The following is a 16,000-nucleotide window of genomic DNA, read 5'->3' as shown; positions in this document are numbered from 1 at the left end:
GTACGGCGTGCTCTGGCGGCTCCTCCCGGGCCCGACCTGGCTCAAGGTGGTCGAGGTCCTCGTCCTCCTTCTCCTCGTCGTGTGGGTCCTGTTCACGTGGGTCTTCCCCTGGCTCAGCCCGCTCCTGCCGTTCACCGACAACACCGTCGGTGCGGCGCCCGGGCTCGGCAGGGCACCATGGAGCCCATGACCCGCGTCCTCGTCGTCGACAACTACGACAGCTTCGTCTTCACGATCGTCGGCTACCTCGAGCAGCTCGGCGCCGAGTGCGAGGTCGTCCGCAACGACGCGGTGTCCCCGTCCGACGCGGCCGACTTCGACGGCGTCCTCGTCTCGCCGGGACCTGGCACGCCCGAGGAGGCCGGGGTGTCGATGGCGATGATCGAGGCGTGCGCCGAGCGGTCCCAGCCGATGCTCGGGGTGTGTCTGGGACACCAGGCGCTGGGGGTCGTCATGGGCGCCACGGTGGGGCGCGCGCCCGAGCTGCTCCACGGCAAGACGAGCCAGGTGCACCACGACGGCACGGGGGTCCTCGAGGGGGTCCCGGACCCGTTCACCGCCACGCGGTACCACTCGCTGACGATCGTCCCCGACACCCTCCCGGACGAGCTGGTCCCCAACGGCCGCACGGAGTCGGGCATCGTCATGGCCGTTCGGCACGCGACGCTCCCGCTCCACGGCGTGCAGTTCCACCCCGAGTCGGTGCTGACCCACGGTGGGCACCGGATGCTCGCCAACTGGCTGCTGACCTGCGGGATGGCCGACGCGGTCGAGCGTTCCGCCGGCCTCAGCCCGCTCGTCCACGACGCTGCCGGGGTCGCGCGCATCGTCGCCGCCGGCTGACCGGGGCGCCGGCCGCGGTCAGGGGAGGGTCGGCGACGGGCTCGGCGACGGGCTGGGGCTCTCGGTGGGGGTGGGGGTCGGCGTGGGGGTCGGCGCGGGCTTCTTCGCGACGATGATCGTCACGGTGTCGCCGAGGTCGAGCTCGCCGTCCTTCGGGTCCTGCTCGACGACCGTGCCCTCGGCCGCCGCGTCGGTCTCCCGCTCCCGGGTGCGGTACTTCAGGCCCGCACTCGTGATGGCCTGCTGCGCCTCGTCGCGGGTCCGCCCGACGACGTTCGGGACGTCAGCCTTGCCGGTGCCCACGGTGAGGACGATCTCGGTGCCGATGGCGACGGAGGTCCCCCGCGACGGGTTGGAGGAGATGACGACGTCCTTCTCGGTGTCGGGGTCGTTGACCCGTTCGGGGTCGCCGACGCGCAGGTCGAGGTCGGTGAGGATGGCCGTGGCCTCCTCCAGCGTCTTGCCGCTGACGTCGGGGACGGTGACCGCACTGGGCCCGGAGGACACGACGAGCCGGACGACCGACCCCTGCTCGACCGTGGTGTTGCCCTCGGGCGTCTGCCGGATGACGTCGCCCTCCTCGACCGAGTCGGAGGTCTCGCGGGTCACCTCGTACTTCAGCCTGGCCTGGGTGATCCGGGCGACGGCGGTCTCCTCGGGGCTCCCGACGACCATCGGCACCGTGGCCTGCGGGATGTCGGGCTCGGTGAGGTACTGCAGCGCGCCGTACCCGAGCGCCCCGAGCGCCGCGAGGACGGCGATCGCGAGGAGGACGAACACCGCCGGGTTGCGGCGCCGGCCGTCGTCGTCCGAGGTGCCTCCGGGGAAGGTGTCGGTGGGCGAGCCGGCGGGGGTGTCGTACGCGGGGACCGGGGCGACGGCGGCCCGGGTCGCGTCGTCGCGCAGGGCGGGCAGCGCCTCGGTGGCGGCACCGAGCCCCGGGCCCAGGGCGGCCCCGGCGAGGGCGGCCGCCGCCGAGCCCCGGGCCGCGTCGCTGATCGGGCGCCCGAGGCGCAGGGCAGCGAGGTCGTTCCGGAACTCGCCGGCGGTCTGGTACCGGGCGTCGCGCGGCTTGGCGAGGGCGTGGAGGACGACGGCGTCGACGTCGTCGCCGACCTCCTCGACGAGCCGCGACGGGGGGGTCGGCGCCTCCCCGACGTGCTGGTAGGCGACCGAGACCGGGCTGTCGCCGGTGAACGGCGGGCGGCCCGTGAGCAGCTCGAACAGCATGCAGCCCGTCGAGTACAGGTCGGAGCGGGCGTCGACCGTCTGCCCCTGCGCCTGCTCGGGCGAGAGGTACTGCGCGGTGCCGATGACCGCCTGGGTCTGGGTCATCGTCGCGTTGGCGTCGGCCATCGCGCGGGCGATGCCGAAGTCCATGACCTTCACCGACCCGTCGGCGCCGAGCATGACGTTCGCGGGCTTGATGTCGCGGTGGACGATGCCGTTGCGGTGGCTGTAGGCGAGGGCGTCGAGGACGCCCTCGGTGACCCGTGCCGCCTCGGTGACCGGGAGCGTGCCGCGGCTGGTGATGACCTCGCGCAGGGTGTGCCCGGCGACGTGCTCCATGACGATGTAGGGGACCTTGACCTCGGCCCCGCCGCTCTCGACGACGGTGTCCTCGCCGTGGTCGTAGACGGCGACGATCGAGGCGTGGTTGAGGCCCGCCGCGGACTGCGCCTCGCGGCGGAAGCGCGCGATGAAGGTCTGGTCGCGCGCGAGCTCGCTGCGGAGCATCTTGATGGCCACCTGGCGCCCCAGGCGGGTGTCGAACCCCAGGTGCACCTCGGCCATCCCACCGCGTCCGAGGAGGTCACCCACCTCGTACCGGCCGCCGAGCAGCATCGGGACGTCAGCCATGCAGGGAGCTCCTCATCGGGCCGACGCGGCCCGTCGTCGTGGCGGCGGTGCGTGCCGCGCTCGTGGTCTCGGGGGTCATCGGTCGAGCCTCGCCTCCATCATCGCCTTGGCGATCGGGGCGGCGACCCGGCCTCCGCCGGCCTCGTTGCCGGCGACGCCGCCGTCCTCGGCGATGACCGCGACGGCGATCTGCGGGTCGTCGGCGGGGGCGAAGGAGATGAACCAGGCGTGCGCCTTGCGTCCCTCGCCGTGCTGGGCGGTGCCGGTCTTGCCGGCCACGGCAACACCGTCGATGGCGGCCCGCTCGCCGGAGCCGTTCTCGACGACCTCGACCATCATCCGCTGCAGCTGGGCGGCGACCTCGGGCGAGACGGCCTGCGAGAGCTCGGCGGGGTCGGCCTGCTCGATGACGGACAGGTCCGAGCCGATGACCGACTGGACCAGGTGGGGCTCCATGACGACGCCGTCGTTGGCGACGCCCGCCGCGACCATCGCCATCTGCAGGGGCGTGACCCGCACGTCGTACTGGCCGATCGAGGCGTAGGCGAGCTGCGGCTGGTCCAGCTCGGCGGGCACCGAGCTCGGTGTCACGCGCATGGGGACCGAGAGCACGTCGCCGAAGCCGAACTTGGCGGCCTGCTCGCGCAGGGCGTCCGCGCCGAGGTCCATGCCGACGGTGGCGAACGCTGTGTTGCACGAGATGGCGAGGGCGCGCGTCATCGAGACCTTGTCACCGGGACCGCACGCGCCGTCGAACGCGTTGGGGAGGACGTTCGTCGTCTGCGGGAGGTCGAGCTCGGCGGGGCCGTCGAGGACGGACTCCTCGTCGTACTCGCCGCTGGAGAGGGCCGCGGCCGCGGTGACCACCTTGAAGACCGACCCCGGCGGGTAGAGGTCGCCGCCGATGGTCCGGTTGAGCAGCGGGCGCGAGGCGTCCTTCGTCAGCGCCTGGTAGTTCTTCTCGACCTGGCCGAGGTCGTGGCCGGCGAGGGTGTTGGGGTCGAAGGAGGGGCGGCTGACCATCGCGAGGATCGCCCCGGTCTTGGGGTCGAGGGCGACGGCGGCGCCGCGGATGCCCTCGAGGGCGTCGACCGCGGCCTCCTGGACGGCCGGGTCGAGGGTGGTCTCGATCGTCGCGCCCTGGGGCTTGCGCCCGGTGAACAGGTCGGAGACCCGCCGGTAGAACAGCTTGTCGCTCGACCCGGAGAGGAACGGGTTCTCGGCCTGCTCGAGCCCGCCGCTGGCGCCGAAGAACGAGTAGTAGCCGGTGACGTGCGCGTAGAGCTCGGCCTCGTCGTAGACCCGCTGGTACTTGTACTCGTCGTCGCTCTCGACCGAGCGGGCGACGGCCTTCTGCCCGACGAGGATCTCGCCGCGCTCGCGGGCGTAGGTCGAGAGCAGCGTGCGCCGGTTGTCGGGGCGGGCGTTGAGCTCGGCGGCGAAGACGTACTGGATGAGCGTCGTCGACACGAGCAGCGAGGCGAACAGCGCGGCGACGACGACCGAGAGCTTGCGGACCGGGGTGTTCACGGCAGCCTCACCACCTCGGTGCGGGCCTCCGCGACCGCGCTGGGCCCCACCTCCGGGAGGGGGCGGCGTGCGTGGTCGGAGATGCGCAGGAGGACGGCGACGAGGGCCCAGTTCGCGAGGAGCGAGGACCCGCCGGAGGAGAGGAACGGCATCGTCAGACCGGTCAGGGGGATGACGCGGGTGACGCCCCCGACGACGACGAAGCACTGCAGCGCCACGGAGAAGGACAGCCCGGCGGCGAGGAGCTTGCCGAACCCGTCGCGGGTGCCGAGGGCCGTGCGCAGGCCGCGCTCGACGAGGAGGGCGTAGAGCACGAGGATCGCGAACAGGCCGATGAGGCCGATCTCCTCCCCGAAGCTGGGGACGATGAAGTCGGACTCGGCGAAGTAGGTGAGGTCCGGACGGCCGCGCCCCAGGCCGGTGCCGAACATGCCGCCCGACGCCATCCCCATGAGGCCGCGGGCCAGCTGGTCGGACGTCTCGAGCGCCTCCGGGCTGAAGGTGTCGAGCCAGAGCAGCACGCGCCGCTGGACGTGCCCGAAGACGAGGTGGGCGACGTAGGCCCCGGCGAGGAGGAGGCTCAGGCCGATCGCGATCCACGAGACGCGCTCGGTGGCGACGTAGAGCATCGCGACGAAGAGCCCGAAGAACAGCAGGGACGAGCCGAGGTCGCGCTCGAAGACGAGGACGGCGAGGCTGGCGACCCAGGCGAGCAGGATCGGCCCGAGGTCGCGGGCGCGGGGCAGCGTGAGGCCGAGGACCTTGCGGCCCGCCACCGACAGGGCGTCCCGCGTCTGCACGAGGTAGCCGGCGAAGAACACGGCGAGGGAGAGCTTGGCGACCTCACCGGGCTGGAAGCTGAACCCCCCCAACCGGATCCAGATGCGGGAGCCGTTGACCGACGTGCCGATGACGGGGAACAGCGGGAGCAGGAGCAGGAGCAGGCCGATGGCGCCCGCGAGGTAGGTGTAGCGGCGCAGGATGCGGTGGTCCCGGACGGCGACGAGCACGCCGACGGCGATCGCGACGGCGAGCGCGCTCCACATGAGCTGCCGCAGCGCGGTGCCCTCGGTGATGGAGTCGCCCTCGGCGATGTCGAGCCGGTGGATCATCACCAGACCCAGACCGTTGAGCAGCGTGACGATCGGCAGCATCAGGGGGTCGGCGTAGGACGCGCGCCAGCGGAGCACGAGGTGGAACGCGATGGAGACGGCGAGGTAGCCGACGCCGAGCCCGACGAGCGAGGGGGGCACCGTGCCGGTCGTCGCCAGACCCATGTCGACGTAGGCGAGGAGGACGATCGCGACCGCCCCGACGAGCAGGGCGAGCTCGACGTTGCGCCCCTTGCGCGGGGTGACGGAGGACACGACGCTCACGACGTCACCGGGGCGGTCGTCGTGGGCGGCAGCGGCGTGACCGGGGCGCGGGAGGCGGCCGGGGTGGCCGACGGCAGCGGGGAGGTCCCGCTCGGGCTCGGCGAGGGCGACGGGGTGCCCGTCGGGCTGGGCGTCGGCGACGGGGTCCCGGTGGGCGGGGTCCACGTGGAGGGCACCGTCCGGCACGCCTCGCCGTGGGCCCGCGCGTACCGGCACGCCTCGGCCTGCAGCCGCAGCTCCTGGACCCGGGCGTCGGCGTCGCCGCGGTTCGCCACGCCGATGCCGGCCTCGAGGCTCTCCTGGTACGAGGACGGCAGGTCGTCGACGGCGATCGTCGTCGCGTACTCCTCGTGCGAGAGGGTGATGGGGCCGAGGGTCTGGTCGACCCCCCGGTACACCGACACGACCCCGCCGCTGGCGGCGAGGAAGTACTGCCGCTGCGACCACGCGTACGCCGCGTACGAGCCCCCGGCCAGGACCACCGCGGCGACGACGACCGCGGCGGCCAGCCGCAGCGCGATCCCGCGGCGGCTGGACGGGCCCTCCTCGGCCAGGGTGACGTGGTCGGCGTCGTCGTCCTCGCCGCCGGTGGCGGCCTTGGTGAGGGCGGCCGCCTTGGCGGCGGGCGTCGTCGGGATGGGGCGGGTCCCGCTGCCGGAGCGGCGGACGGCCGCCGCGCCCACGACCTCCGGGAGCGTGGAGGGGGCGCGGACCTTGTTGAGGTCGACGAGGTCGCCGACGACGACGGTGACGTTGTCCGGGGCGCCGGCCCGCAGCGCGAGGGCGACGAGCCGGTCCGCGCACTCGCCGGGGTCGGAGACCCCGAGGAGGACCTCGTCGATGGTGTCGCGGGCCACGTAGTCGCTCAGGCCGTCGGAGCAGATGAGGTACCGGTCGCCGATGCGGCCCTGCCGGACGACGAGGTCGGGCTCGTCGTGCGCGTCACCGGTGAGGACCCGCGTGACGAGCGAGCGCTGCGGGTGCGTCTGCGCGTCGGTGGCCGAGATGCGGCCCTCGTCGACGAGGTTCTGGACGAAGGAGTGGTCCTTGGTGATCTGGGTGACGGCGCCGTCGCGGACGAGGAAGGCCCGGCTGTCCCCGATGTGCGCGAGGACGACCTTGTCGTGCGAGCGGAGCAGCGCGATGAGCGTCGTGCCCATGCCGTCGAGGCGGGGGTCGTCGCGGACCTGCTCACCGAGCTCGGTGTTCGCGGCGTGGATCCGGTCGAGGAGGGCCTGGCTGACCTCCCGGCCGCTCACGGCGTCGTCGTCGAGCTCGACGAGCGAGGCGATGACGGTGGAGGACGCGACGTCGCCGCCGGCGTGACCGCCCATCCCGTCGGCCATGGCGAGCAGGCGCGGGCCGGCGTAGCCGGAGTCCTCGTTGTTGGACCGCACCATCCCGACGTCGGACCGTGCGGCGAAGTGGAACGCGAAGGGCATGCGTTACCTCTGGAGCTCGAGGACGGTCTGGCCGATGCGCAGCACGCTGCCGACGGCGACCTCCTTGGGCTCGGTGAGGCGGGTGGCTCCGAGGAAGGTGCCGTTGGTCGACCGGAGGTCCTCGACGCGCCAGGTGCCGTCGTCGCCCTGGTAGATGCGCGCGTGCCGGCCCGATGCGTAGTCGTCGTCGAGGACGAGGGCGCACTCGGGACTGCGGCCGATGAGGGTTCCCGCGGGGCGGAGGGGGAGGGTGGTACCGCTGAGCGGACCCTGGGTGACGACGAGCCGGGTGGGGCCGCGTCCTCGCGTGCGGCGTTCTGCCCGTGAGGGTTTCGGGGTGACCGGGCGCTTGGCGGGGGTGGCGCCGGAGGACGCGGTGCGGCGCTTGACCCGGGTGCCGTAGAGGTCGCCGCGCAGCACGCCGACGACCGCGAAGACGAAGACCCACAGCAGCACGAGGAGCCCCAGCCGCATGACGGTGAGGGTGAGCTCGCTCAGCACGTGGCGGTCACCTCTTTCCCGCGCGGAAGGTGATGGAGGTGCGGCCGACGGTGACGCGGTCGCCGTCGTCGAGGTGCTCGCTCGTGATGCGCTCGCCGTTGACGAACGTGCCGTTGGTGGAGCCGAGGTCGCGGATGGTCGTGACCGTGTGCGGGCCGTCGGTGGTCACGCGCAGCTCGCTGTGCCGGCGCGAGATGCCGGGGTCGTCGAGGATGATGTCGGCCGCGTCGTCGCGCCCGAGGATCGTGATCGCGCCCATGAGGGGGTAGCGCTCGCCGTCGACGTCGAGCCAGGGCCGCTCGGCGGCGTTGGGGCGCCGGACCGCAGGGCGCGGCGGCTGCGGGTGGCGGGCCGTGGCGTCGACGTCGTCGCGCGCCGGCGGCGGGCCGGCCGCTGCGGCGGCCGCGGCGGCTCCGGCGGCCGCGGCCCCGGGGGTGGCCTCCGGGCGCCCGTCCCGGACCGGCGGGGCGTCGCGCTCGGCGGGGCGGTGGCGGGGGCGGACCGCCTGGTGCTGGCCCGTCATCCCCGTGGCGCGGGGGCGGCTCGCCTTGCTCGGGCGGATGCGGAAGACGCCGGTCTCGAGGTCGTCGTGCTCCTCGAAGACGATGTCGATGGGGCCGGCCGGGGTGTATCGCTGCCCGTCGCAGTGCTCCTCGGCCGCCGCGACGAGGTCCATCTCGACGTGCTGGAGGTCGGGGTGCAGGCGGTCGTAGTCGCCCGGGGACAGCTCGATGGTGAACACGTTCGGCACGATCGCGCGGCCCGAGGAGGTGACGGCGCGGTCGTCCATCGCGCGGCGGATGTTGCTCGCGATCTCGACGGGGTGCACGGCCGAGCGGAGGTGCTTGGCGAAGGTGCCCTGGACGGCACGCTCGAGCCCCGCCTCGAGGCGGTCGAACAGACCCATGGGCGCACCTCCCTCTCGTGGCTCGGGTCGACGGACGGTCTCACCAGCCTATCCGTGGTGGCCGGGTGCACCCGGACCGGCGCGGCCGTACCGTGAGGGGATGAACGTGGGTCTGCAGGTGATCGTGCCCCGCGAGGTGCCCCTCGGTGGGCCCCGGGCGATGACCGTGCGGCGGACGCTCCCCGCGAAGGAGCGCTCGTTCGTCGGGGCTTGGTGCTTCGTCGACCACTACGGCCCCGACGACGTCTCGCTGTCCGGGGGGATGGACGTCGCGCCGCACCCGCACTGCGGCCTCGCGACCGTGTCGTGGCTGTTCAGCGGTGAGGTCGAGCACCGTGACTCGCTCGGGACCCACGCGCTCGTGCGGCCCGGCGAGGTCAACCTCATGACGGCCGGGCGGGGGATCTCGCACTCGGAGGTGTCGACGCCGGGGACCACCGTGCTGCACGGGGCGCAGCTGTGGCTGGCGCTGCCGTCGGCGTCGGCCGGGGTCGAGCCGCGGTTCGAGCACTTCGCGCCGCCGGTCGTGTCGGTGGGCGAGGGCGTGCGGGCGCAGGTGTTCGTGGGGTCCCTCTTCGGGTCGGTGTCGCCGGTCGCGGTGGAGTCGGCGCTCGTGGGGGCCGAGGTCGTGCTGGAACCCGGCGCGGCGGTGACGGTGCCCGTGCAGGAGGGGTTCGAGCTGGCGGTGCTCGTCGACACGGGGTCGGTCGTCGTCGACGGGACCGACGTCGAGCGGGGCGAGCTCGTCGTCGTGCCGGTCCGGTCGGGCGAGGCGTCGGTGCTGGTGGCGGCGTCCTCGGGCGGGGCGCGCGTCCTCCTCCTCGGGGGTGAGCCGCTCGGCGAGGAGCTCGTCATGTGGTGGAACTTCATCGGGCGTTCCCACGAGGACGTCGAGGCGGCACGCGAGGCGTGGGAGGCGGGGGAGGCATGGCCGGCGGGCGCCGGCGCGTCGGAGGGCGGTGCCGGCCGGTTCGGGCGGGTCGAGGGGTACGAGGGTGAGGTGGCGCGCATCCCGGCGCCGGTGCTGCCCGGGGTGCGGCTCAAGCCCCGCGGCAACCGCGAGCGCGCGTCGGGCTTCGCCGCGGGCGCCGAGGCCCCGGCACTGTCCTGAGCTGAGCCTGAGCCCGCGGCTCCGGCGCCCGACCATCCAGGGTGCTCCCCCGCACTCGTCAACCCGCTTGATCGATCGATCCAGCTGCTTGAGGGTCCGGGCAGCCGGCGGACTTCTCAACCTGCTTGATCGATTGATCCAGTCGCTTGACGAGGTGGCGTGAGCGGATGGCGTGAGGCGCTGCCCGGGCCGCTTTGTGGGATCGGGGCGGCATCAGGCACACTGTCAGGGCTCACGCGAGCACCACGCGCAAGTGGCGGAACGGCAGACGCGCTGTCTTCAGGTGGCAGTGTCCTTATGGGCGTGGGGGTTCAAATCCCCCCTTGCGCACAACGGAAGTCGCCGGAGGCACTCTCACCCAGAGGCCTCCGGCGATTTTCCGTTGGTGCGCTCCTCGGGACTCGGGAGGAGGAGGGGCCGCGTGAGGGACGAACGCGGGACCGGACGACGGCTCCCCCCTCGCGCACTGAACGACGATGACCCCGGCACGCTCGTCGTCGGGCTCATCGGCCTTCGCCGGGGGCGATGCGCAGGGTCTGTCAGGCGACGAGGTGCGCCGCCGCGACCCGGGCCGTGATGACGGCCCGGTCCGCGGCGGGGAGGTGCCGCGGGTCGAGACGGGCGCGCAGCATCCGCTCGGTCACCCACAGCGCGTCCGCGGCCTCGTCGAGCCGCAGCGCCGCCCACACGAGCGCCTCGCCCACGAGGTGCGCGCTCGGCAGGAGGTAGCACGCGGCGCCGTGCTGGACGGCGCGCTCGACCGCGACCGGCTGGCAGCCCTCGTGCCGGCGGCGGCGGTGCTCGAGCTCATGGGCCAGCACGCACCGTCGCTCGACCTGGGTCAGGTCGGAGCGCAGCCAGATGCGGTCGCCACGGGTCGCGCCGTTGAGGGACGGGGGCAGGTCCGAGCGCCAGTGGACGTACGTGTCGGTCATCGCCCGCAGCGCCGTCCACGGATGGGGAGGGTGCATCCCGCGAACCTAGGAGGCGCCGGTGACACTCAGTCCGGTGCCGGCCCTCGCAGGCCCCCAGCCCCCCCGGCACCCTGGTCGTCGAAGGCACGCTCGCGCGGCCCGCTCTCGGCGGCGAGGTCCAGGTCCGCGGGCAGGCCGGGGTCCTCGGCTGCGGCCAGCTGCGCCATCCGGTGCTCGGCGCGACGCAGCAGCTCCGAGGCGGGCACGCCGAGGAAGTCGGCCAGGGCCTGCACCACGGCCATCGGGATGTCGCGCGTGCGGCTCTTGAAGTAGTTCTGCCACGCCGTGGTGGAGACGCCGACGGCCGCGGCGGCGGCCTTCTGGGAGATGTCCTGCCGGGCCAGCTCGGCACGCACCTCGTCGGCGAAGGCGCGTGTGATGGCGTTCGTCATGTGTGGAACTTTAGCCACACCCGGACGCGATGGGACCTCCCTCATCGGACCATTGCGCCCATCCCACGGGCTGGGCGGTGCCGCAGGTGCGGCTTGTGGAGCCTCGTACGGCGCAGAAAGTTGTCCACACGCGGAACCTGGTCATTGTGTCATGCCACATACGTGGCATAACTTGTCCGCATGGACCCCCGAATGACGCGACTCGCAGCCGTTGCGGCTGCCGCCCTCGACGAGGTCGGCATCAGCGAGCACCGAGCCGCCGAGCTCACCGGGATCCCCGGACCGACGCTCCAGCGCCGGCTGGACACGGGCGACTTCACGATCTCCGAGCTCGCCGCGGTCGCCGACGTGGTCGGCGCGACCATGTCGGCGCTGCTCGCTCGAGCAGAGCAGGCGGGCGCGGGTGAGTGGGGTCGCCGAACCACGACACGTAGGGGAGGACGTTGACATGAGCGCAGTCATCCGACGAGGGGGCCTGGCCCTCGCCATCGCGGGGGTCATGGCCCTGGCCACCGTGACGCCGTCACGGGCGAGCGAGTCCGTACTGACCGTGGAGCAGCAGCAGACGGTCTACGAGGCGATGGTCCGGGACGGGATGGACCCGGCCGTCGCACTGGAGGAGTCTCGCGGAGAGCACGCGGACGTGTACCCGGTGCGGTACACCGAGGAGGTGGACGCCAGCGAGCCCCAGAAGGTCCAGAACCGCGAGGTGCCCGGCGCCCGTGTCGGTGGCACGTGCACCGGCTACACCCGGGCGATCGCGCACACGAAGACCGCCTACACGGTCTACGGCGCCGCCCTGTTCTGGCACAGGCTCTCCGTCTACTGGTGCTACAACCACAAGGCCGTGACCGCTGCGTGGTCGACCCGGTCGCAGTCGACGTCGACGTTCGCGTCGGTCGGGGGCTGGTACTTCGACAAGTACACCGAGTACTCCGAGAACCTGTACACCTACAACGGGCGCGTCAACGGCGGCGCCGCCTTCGTCAGCGAGGGGCTGTGGCGAGCCTGTGCCTCGCGCGGAGTCGGCTGTTGGAGCGCGAGGTCGTTGCGCCCGCGGGTGTACGCCCACTACGACGGCAGCTACAGCGCCTACTGAAGGGGGTCCACGTGACCGAAGTGCACACGTCGTGGCGTGGTGCGGTCGGGCGGTACTGGCCGCTGGCGGTTGCGGTGGCCGTGAGCCTCCTCGTCAACCCGGCGATCGGGGCGGTGGCAGCGGTCGTGCTGGCCCTGCATCGGTGGAGCCGCGACCGCACGGTCGCGGTGGCCCTCGTGGTGGTCGGCGTGCTGTGCCTTGCCTACCTCGTCGCCTTCGCCGCGGTCAGGGTGGGCTGACGGAGGCTGAGCGGGCCGGCGCCGCTCAGCGGCCCCGCACACCCGTGGCCAACGCCCGTGCCACTCGGTCCTCGAGCTCGCGCGGGTAGCGCTGGACGCCGTTCGGCAGCGTGGTGGTGCGCCCGTCGAGGATGGCGTGCAGCCCGAGCAGCATGATCGCCGCGAACGGGTCGAACAGCTGCGGGGCGTTGATGCCGAGCCCGGGGGCCAGGTTGACCAGGCTGCCGCGGTTGAGCAGGTAGACGGTTCGGTCGTCGAGGTCGACGCGCTCGAGGCGCCGCACGGTGGTGCGCGGATGCCGGTCGAGCACGTCGACATCGATCTCGCGGTCGCTGTGGCCGACGTTGAGCAACACGGCCCCGTCGGCGACCTGGGCCAGCGCCTGCGCCCCGAGGACGCCGTCGAACCCGGTGGCGGTGACGACGACCTCGGCCGTCCGCAGCGCCACGTCGAGGTCCGCGACCCGGCACCCGTCGTGCTGGGCCTGCACGAGCCGCACGGGGTCGAGGTCGACGACCGTGACGACGGCCCCGAGGTCGCGGGCGCGCGCCGCGACGCCCTGGCCGACGGGCCCGAACCCGACCACCACGACCTCGCGCCCGTACAGCGACAACCCGGTGATCGCCGTGAAGGCGGGCCAGGTCTCGACCCCGACGTGGTGACGGTTGTGGATCAGCTCCTTGAGCGCGATGCCGTTCCAGTCGAGGACGGGGAAGGGGAGGTCGAGGCCGTCGAGGCGGTGCAGCCCGGTCGTCGTCGCCTCCAGCGCCCCAGCAGGCGAGTGCCCGGCGCCCACTGCCCCGGCGATGAGGTCGCCGCCCATGTCGCACAGGGCGTCCGCCGGTTCGGCGAGGAGCCAGCCGAGGGAGTCGTCGAGCTCGGCAGTGCTCATCCCGGATCGGGCCCGGATCTCCACGCCGATGGAGGCGAGGTGGGCGGCGGCGCGGTCGTCGGTGCTCTCGGCGTTGCACGGCGCCACCCGCACCCGGGCGCCCGCCTCGACGAGCGGGGTGAGGATGCTGATGGTGTCGCCGAGGACGTGCTGCCGGCAGGCCACCGTGCGTCCCCGGAGGTCGCCCGCCGCGACCGTCCGCCCGAACGAGGTCGTGATCGGCGTCGTCCACGCGATCCACTCGAGCTCGGCGGCGTCCACCGCCCCAGTAGACACCCGTACGCCTGACGCGTCACGGGCGCCGACCGCCCGCCCGGGGGCCCCGGCCCCCGCGGGCCCGGTCAGGCGGCCTCGACCGCCGGGTCAGTGAGGGCGGGCACGTCCCGCGCGGTCCCGCTGCGCGCCGAGCGGACCCGCCTGCGGTCGGGCCGACCGGCGACCTGGTACACCGCACGGGCGGTGTCGGCGAGGGTGCGGGCCGCGGTCCGGCGGTCGGGCATGAACCGGAGGAAGAACACGAGCCGTAGCACCCACGCGAGGACACCGGTGAACGGGACCCCGTAGAGCTCGGCGACCGAGCGGCCCATCCCGAACGAGGCCGCTCGCCCGAGGCCGCGGTAGCGGAACGGCCTCGTGGGGCGACCGGCGATGCTGCGGGCGACGTTGGCGCCGAGGTGCCGGCCGGCCTTGATGGCCCAGAGCGCGTTCGCGGGCACCGGTTCGCCGGTGACGGGGTGGGCGACCCGGGCGGCGTCGCCCGCGGCCCAGACGCCGTCGACCACGGAGAGGTCCGGGGCGGTGACGAGGCGACCCCGGAGGTCGCGCAGCCCGTCGCCGAGCCCGGGCAGGCGGACGGGTCTCTGACCGGTGGTCGCGATGACGGCCGCGGCGTCGAGGACGGTGCCGTCGGAGAGGACCGCGTGGCCCTCGCCGACCTCCTCGAGGCGCGCCCCGCAGCGCACGCCCACGCCGAGGCGGTCGAGCTCGTCCGCGGCGCGGCGGGCGAGCCGGGGCTGGGAGCCGGCGAGCTCCGGCACGAGGGCGCTCCCTCCGTGGACGAGCTCGACCCGCACCCGGCCGGCGCCGCGGTCGGCGACGGCCGCGGCGAGCTCGACCCCTGCGAGCCCGCCCCCGGCGACGACGACCAGGGGCCCGCCGCCGGCCTCGACCGGCGCGGCCGCGTCCTCCGGGGAGCCCGCGAGCTGCCCGACGCGCGCGGCGAGGCGCGCGATGTCACCGGGGCCGCGCAGCGTCCAGCCGTGCTCGGCGAGGCCGGGGACCTGGCCCGTCGGCTCGCGGCCTCCGAGCCCCACGACGAGGTGGTCCCACCCCATGACGTGCGTCGTCGTCTCGCCGGCGGGCAGCCACGTGAGGGTGCGCCGGTCGCGGTCGACCGAGACGACGACCCCGTGCTCGACCCGCGCGTGCCGGCACGCGGCGGCGACCGGGGTGCGGGTGCGTTCGTAGGGCAGCAGCCCCGCGAGCACCTCACCGGTGAAGCCGTGGAAGCTGTGGCACGGGTCGGCGGTGACGACGACGAGCTCGACCTCACCGCGGCGCAGCATCCCGCCGAGCCGCCGGGCGATCGCTGCGTACGCGTGCAGCGTCACGTAGCCCCCGCCGAGGAGGACGACGCGCGTCATGCCGCCACACCCCCCGCTGCCGCCGGTGCCGGTGCCGGCGCCGGGGTCGGGACGGGCCGGCCGAAGGACGTCGGTGCCGCGGGGACGAAGCCGAGGTGTGCGAGGTCCGCGGCCAGCCCGCGCGTCCGGTCCACGAGGTCGAGGCCGGGGTTGCCGATCGAGAAGTGGCCCCGCTGACCGGACAACGCGAGCATCGCCGTCTCGGCGAAGCAGGCGTAGGCGCGCCCGTCGGGGAGGCCGATGTCGCTCCCGACGAGGCGCAGCGAGGGCACGTCGACGACGCCGCCGTCGAGCACGGTGACGTCGGGGCGCTCGACGAGCAGCCGCGGCGAGGTGTTGCGGGGCTGGGTCGCGTCGAGGACGACCGCGGCGGGGCTCAGGTGCTCCGGACCGATCACCGCGTCGGCGGAGGCGGTGAGGAGGATGACGAGGTCGGCGTCGACGACCGACCGCAGGTCGGTGGCCGTCGAGACGGCGACCCGGCTGCCGACCTCGGCGGCGAGGGCCGCCAGGCGCGGTGCGGTGCGCGAGACGAGGGTGAGCCGCTCCACGCCGCCGTCACGCGCGAGGAGCCTGGTCACCGCGGAGCCCACGCTGCCGGTGGCGCCGACCACGGCGACGTGGCGTCCTCCGGTGGTGACGAACCGGTCGAGTGCGTCACGGGCCTGCTGCTCGACGGTCGCCGCGGTGAACGCGTTGCCGTTGGTCACGGCGATGTCGGTGCGGCTGCGCAGCGAGGTGCCGCCACCGGTGACGGTGGCCGTGAGGGCACCCAGCCCGACGACGCCCGACCCGAGGGCGACGGCGCGGTCCACGGCCCGGGCGACCCGAGCGCGGCCCTCCGCGGGGGCCTCGAGCAGGTGGCGGGCCCCGAACGGGACGAGGACGACGTGGCCGACCCGCTCGCCGCCCACCTCGACCGCGGCGATCGTCGCCGGCGCGACGGGGAGGCGGCGCAGGGCGGTGTCGTAGACGCGCTCCGGCACGCGGCCGAGCGGCTTCCACACCCGGGCGAGGTCCTCGCCGACACGGGTCCGGGGGTGGACGAGGAAGGTGAACGAGGTGCGGGTCACGGCGGGCTCCTGGGGCGTCGTGGCCCGGGTCGGGCCGTCGAAGGTCGAGGAGCCCTGCGGGCGGACGGTGATACACGGTGGCCTCCGGACCAGAGGGGGTCCGGGGCGCCCCGGTGCG

17 protein-coding genes and 1 tRNA gene are annotated in these 16,000 nt (G+C 74.0%); 7 read left to right on the top strand and 11 right to left on the bottom strand.

Annotated features, from left to right (window positions below; all coding sequences use genetic code 11):
- The first annotated feature begins 7 nt into the window (after positions 1-7).
- Positions 8-190 carry a hypothetical protein gene (locus ACK8HX_RS04935; protein ID WP_411939551.1) on the top strand — a complete coding sequence of 61 codons (183 nt, stop codon included), beginning with the start codon at positions 8-10 and terminating at the stop codon, positions 188-190.
- Positions 187-843, top strand: coding sequence for an aminodeoxychorismate/anthranilate synthase component II (locus tag ACK8HX_RS04930; RefSeq protein WP_411939550.1), 657 nt, complete (start codon positions 187-189; stop codon positions 841-843). Before ACK8HX_RS04935 ends, ACK8HX_RS04930 begins: the two co-directional genes overlap by 4 nt.
- 18 nt (positions 844-861) lie before the next feature.
- On the opposite strand, the gene pknB is transcribed toward ACK8HX_RS04930, so the two are convergent.
- The 6 genes from pknB to ACK8HX_RS04900 all read right to left on the bottom strand — a co-directional run bounded on the left by pknB (position 862) and on the right by ACK8HX_RS04900 (position 8,459).
- On the bottom strand, positions 862-2,703 hold the full coding sequence (pknB, locus tag ACK8HX_RS04925) for a Stk1 family PASTA domain-containing Ser/Thr kinase (RefSeq protein WP_411939549.1): 1,842 nt from the start codon (positions 2,701-2,703) through the stop codon (positions 862-864).
- Between the two features lie 75 nt (positions 2,704-2,778).
- A complete protein-coding gene (locus tag ACK8HX_RS04920) occupies positions 2,779-4,233 on the bottom strand; it encodes a peptidoglycan D,D-transpeptidase FtsI family protein (protein WP_411939548.1) in 1,455 nt (484 codons plus the stop codon).
- Positions 4,230-5,609, bottom strand: coding sequence for an FtsW/RodA/SpoVE family cell cycle protein (locus ACK8HX_RS04915; protein WP_411939887.1), 1,380 nt, complete (start codon positions 5,607-5,609; stop codon positions 4,230-4,232). The genes ACK8HX_RS04920 and ACK8HX_RS04915 overlap by 4 nt, the downstream gene beginning before the upstream one ends.
- Positions 5,606-7,051: a PP2C family protein-serine/threonine phosphatase gene (locus tag ACK8HX_RS04910; RefSeq protein WP_411939547.1), complete on the bottom strand. Its 1,446-nt coding sequence runs from the start codon at positions 7,049-7,051 to the stop codon at positions 5,606-5,608. Before ACK8HX_RS04910 ends, ACK8HX_RS04915 begins: the two co-directional genes overlap by 4 nt.
- A gap of 3 nt (positions 7,052-7,054) precedes the next feature.
- On the bottom strand, positions 7,055-7,549 hold the full coding sequence (locus tag ACK8HX_RS04905; protein WP_411939886.1) for an FHA domain-containing protein FhaB/FipA: 495 nt from the start codon (positions 7,547-7,549) through the stop codon (positions 7,055-7,057).
- A 10-nt stretch (positions 7,550-7,559) separates the two neighbouring features.
- Complete coding sequence (locus ACK8HX_RS04900) at positions 7,560-8,459, bottom strand: FhaA domain-containing protein (protein WP_411939546.1); 900 nt, start codon at positions 8,457-8,459, stop codon at positions 7,560-7,562.
- A 100-nt stretch (positions 8,460-8,559) separates the two neighbouring features.
- On the opposite strand from ACK8HX_RS04900, the gene ACK8HX_RS04895 reads away from it, so the two are divergent.
- Positions 8,560-9,570 carry a pirin family protein gene (locus ACK8HX_RS04895; protein ID WP_411939545.1) on the top strand — a complete coding sequence of 337 codons (1,011 nt, stop codon included), beginning with the start codon at positions 8,560-8,562 and terminating at the stop codon, positions 9,568-9,570.
- A 247-nt stretch (positions 9,571-9,817) separates the two neighbouring features.
- A tRNA-Leu gene (locus ACK8HX_RS04890) sits at positions 9,818-9,900 on the top strand.
- A gap of 209 nt (positions 9,901-10,109) precedes the next feature.
- Here the strand turns inward: ACK8HX_RS04890 and ACK8HX_RS04885 are convergent.
- Positions 10,110-10,541: an ImmA/IrrE family metallo-endopeptidase gene (locus tag ACK8HX_RS04885; protein ID WP_411939544.1), complete on the bottom strand. Its 432-nt coding sequence runs from the start codon at positions 10,539-10,541 to the stop codon at positions 10,110-10,112.
- Between the two features lie 29 nt (positions 10,542-10,570).
- The gene (locus ACK8HX_RS04880) at positions 10,571-10,936 is read right to left on the bottom strand and encodes a helix-turn-helix domain-containing protein (protein WP_411939543.1); all 366 of its coding nucleotides are present in this window, start codon (positions 10,934-10,936) and stop codon (positions 10,571-10,573) included.
- Positions 10,937-11,128: 192 nt separating this feature from the next.
- Here ACK8HX_RS04880 and ACK8HX_RS04875 point away from each other — a divergent pair, with 192 nt between their 5' ends.
- From ACK8HX_RS04875 to ACK8HX_RS04865, 3 genes are read left to right on the top strand one after another with little or no spacing between them, the layout of a single operon-like run.
- The gene (locus tag ACK8HX_RS04875; RefSeq protein ID WP_411939542.1) at positions 11,129-11,383 is read left to right on the top strand and encodes a hypothetical protein; all 255 of its coding nucleotides are present in this window, start codon (positions 11,129-11,131) and stop codon (positions 11,381-11,383) included.
- Position 11,384: 1 nt separating this feature from the next.
- Positions 11,385-12,035, top strand: a complete 651-nt coding sequence (locus ACK8HX_RS04870; protein WP_411939541.1) for a hypothetical protein — start codon at positions 11,385-11,387, stop codon at positions 12,033-12,035.
- An 11-nt stretch (positions 12,036-12,046) separates the two neighbouring features.
- Positions 12,047-12,274 (top strand): hypothetical protein, encoded by a 228-nt coding sequence (locus tag ACK8HX_RS04865; RefSeq protein ID WP_411939540.1) that lies wholly within the window; start codon positions 12,047-12,049, stop codon positions 12,272-12,274.
- Positions 12,275-12,299: 25 nt separating this feature from the next.
- On the opposite strand, the gene ACK8HX_RS04860 is transcribed toward ACK8HX_RS04865, so the two are convergent.
- From ACK8HX_RS04860 to ACK8HX_RS04850, 3 genes are all read right to left on the bottom strand, one after another.
- On the bottom strand, positions 12,300-13,427 hold the full coding sequence (locus ACK8HX_RS04860; RefSeq protein ID WP_411939539.1) for an adenosylhomocysteinase: 1,128 nt from the start codon (positions 13,425-13,427) through the stop codon (positions 12,300-12,302).
- An 80-nt stretch (positions 13,428-13,507) separates the two neighbouring features.
- Entirely contained in the window at positions 13,508-14,809 is a 1,302-nt protein-coding gene (locus ACK8HX_RS04855; RefSeq protein ID WP_411939538.1) for an NAD(P)/FAD-dependent oxidoreductase, read from the bottom strand.
- Entirely contained in the window at positions 14,806-15,882 is a 1,077-nt protein-coding gene (locus ACK8HX_RS04850) for a saccharopine dehydrogenase NADP-binding domain-containing protein (protein WP_411939537.1), read from the bottom strand. Before ACK8HX_RS04850 ends, ACK8HX_RS04855 begins: the two co-directional genes overlap by 4 nt.
- Between the last annotated feature and the right edge of the window lie 118 nt (positions 15,883-16,000).

Origin of the sequence: Oryzobacter faecalis, from assembly GCF_046764005.1 — a bacterium.
Lineage (GTDB): Bacteria > Actinomycetota > Actinomycetes > Actinomycetales > Dermatophilaceae > Oryzobacter > Oryzobacter faecalis.
Note: the sequence above shows the minus strand (reverse complement) of the source record. Positions and strands in the feature narration are given on the sequence as shown.

Bases quoted from the DNA above. Each gene is read 5' to 3' on its own strand.
- ACK8HX_RS04910 (WP_411939547.1), bottom strand. From the start codon at position 7,051: ATGCCCTTCGCGTTCCACTTCGCCGCACGGTCCGACGTCGGGATGGTG.
- ACK8HX_RS04895 (WP_411939545.1), top strand. From the start codon at position 8,560: ATGAACGTGGGTCTGCAGGTGATCGTGCCCCGCGAGGTGCCCCTCGGT.
- ACK8HX_RS04870 (WP_411939541.1), top strand. From the start codon at position 11,385: ATGAGCGCAGTCATCCGACGAGGGGGCCTGGCCCTCGCCATCGCGGGG.
- ACK8HX_RS04880 (WP_411939543.1), bottom strand. From the start codon at position 10,936: ATGACGAACGCCATCACACGCGCCTTCGCCGACGAGGTGCGTGCCGAG.
- ACK8HX_RS04855 (WP_411939538.1), bottom strand. From the start codon at position 14,809: ATGACGCGCGTCGTCCTCCTCGGCGGGGGCTACGTGACGCTGCACGCG.
- ACK8HX_RS04885 (WP_411939544.1), bottom strand. From the start codon at position 10,541: ATGCACCCTCCCCATCCGTGGACGGCGCTGCGGGCGATGACCGACACG.
- pknB (WP_411939549.1), bottom strand. From the start codon at position 2,703: ATGGCTGACGTCCCGATGCTGCTCGGCGGCCGGTACGAGGTGGGTGAC.
- ACK8HX_RS04875 (WP_411939542.1), top strand. From the start codon at position 11,129: ATGACGCGACTCGCAGCCGTTGCGGCTGCCGCCCTCGACGAGGTCGGC.
- ACK8HX_RS04930 (WP_411939550.1), top strand. From the start codon at position 187: ATGACCCGCGTCCTCGTCGTCGACAACTACGACAGCTTCGTCTTCACG.
- ACK8HX_RS04900 (WP_411939546.1), bottom strand. From the start codon at position 8,459: ATGGGTCTGTTCGACCGCCTCGAGGCGGGGCTCGAGCGTGCCGTCCAG.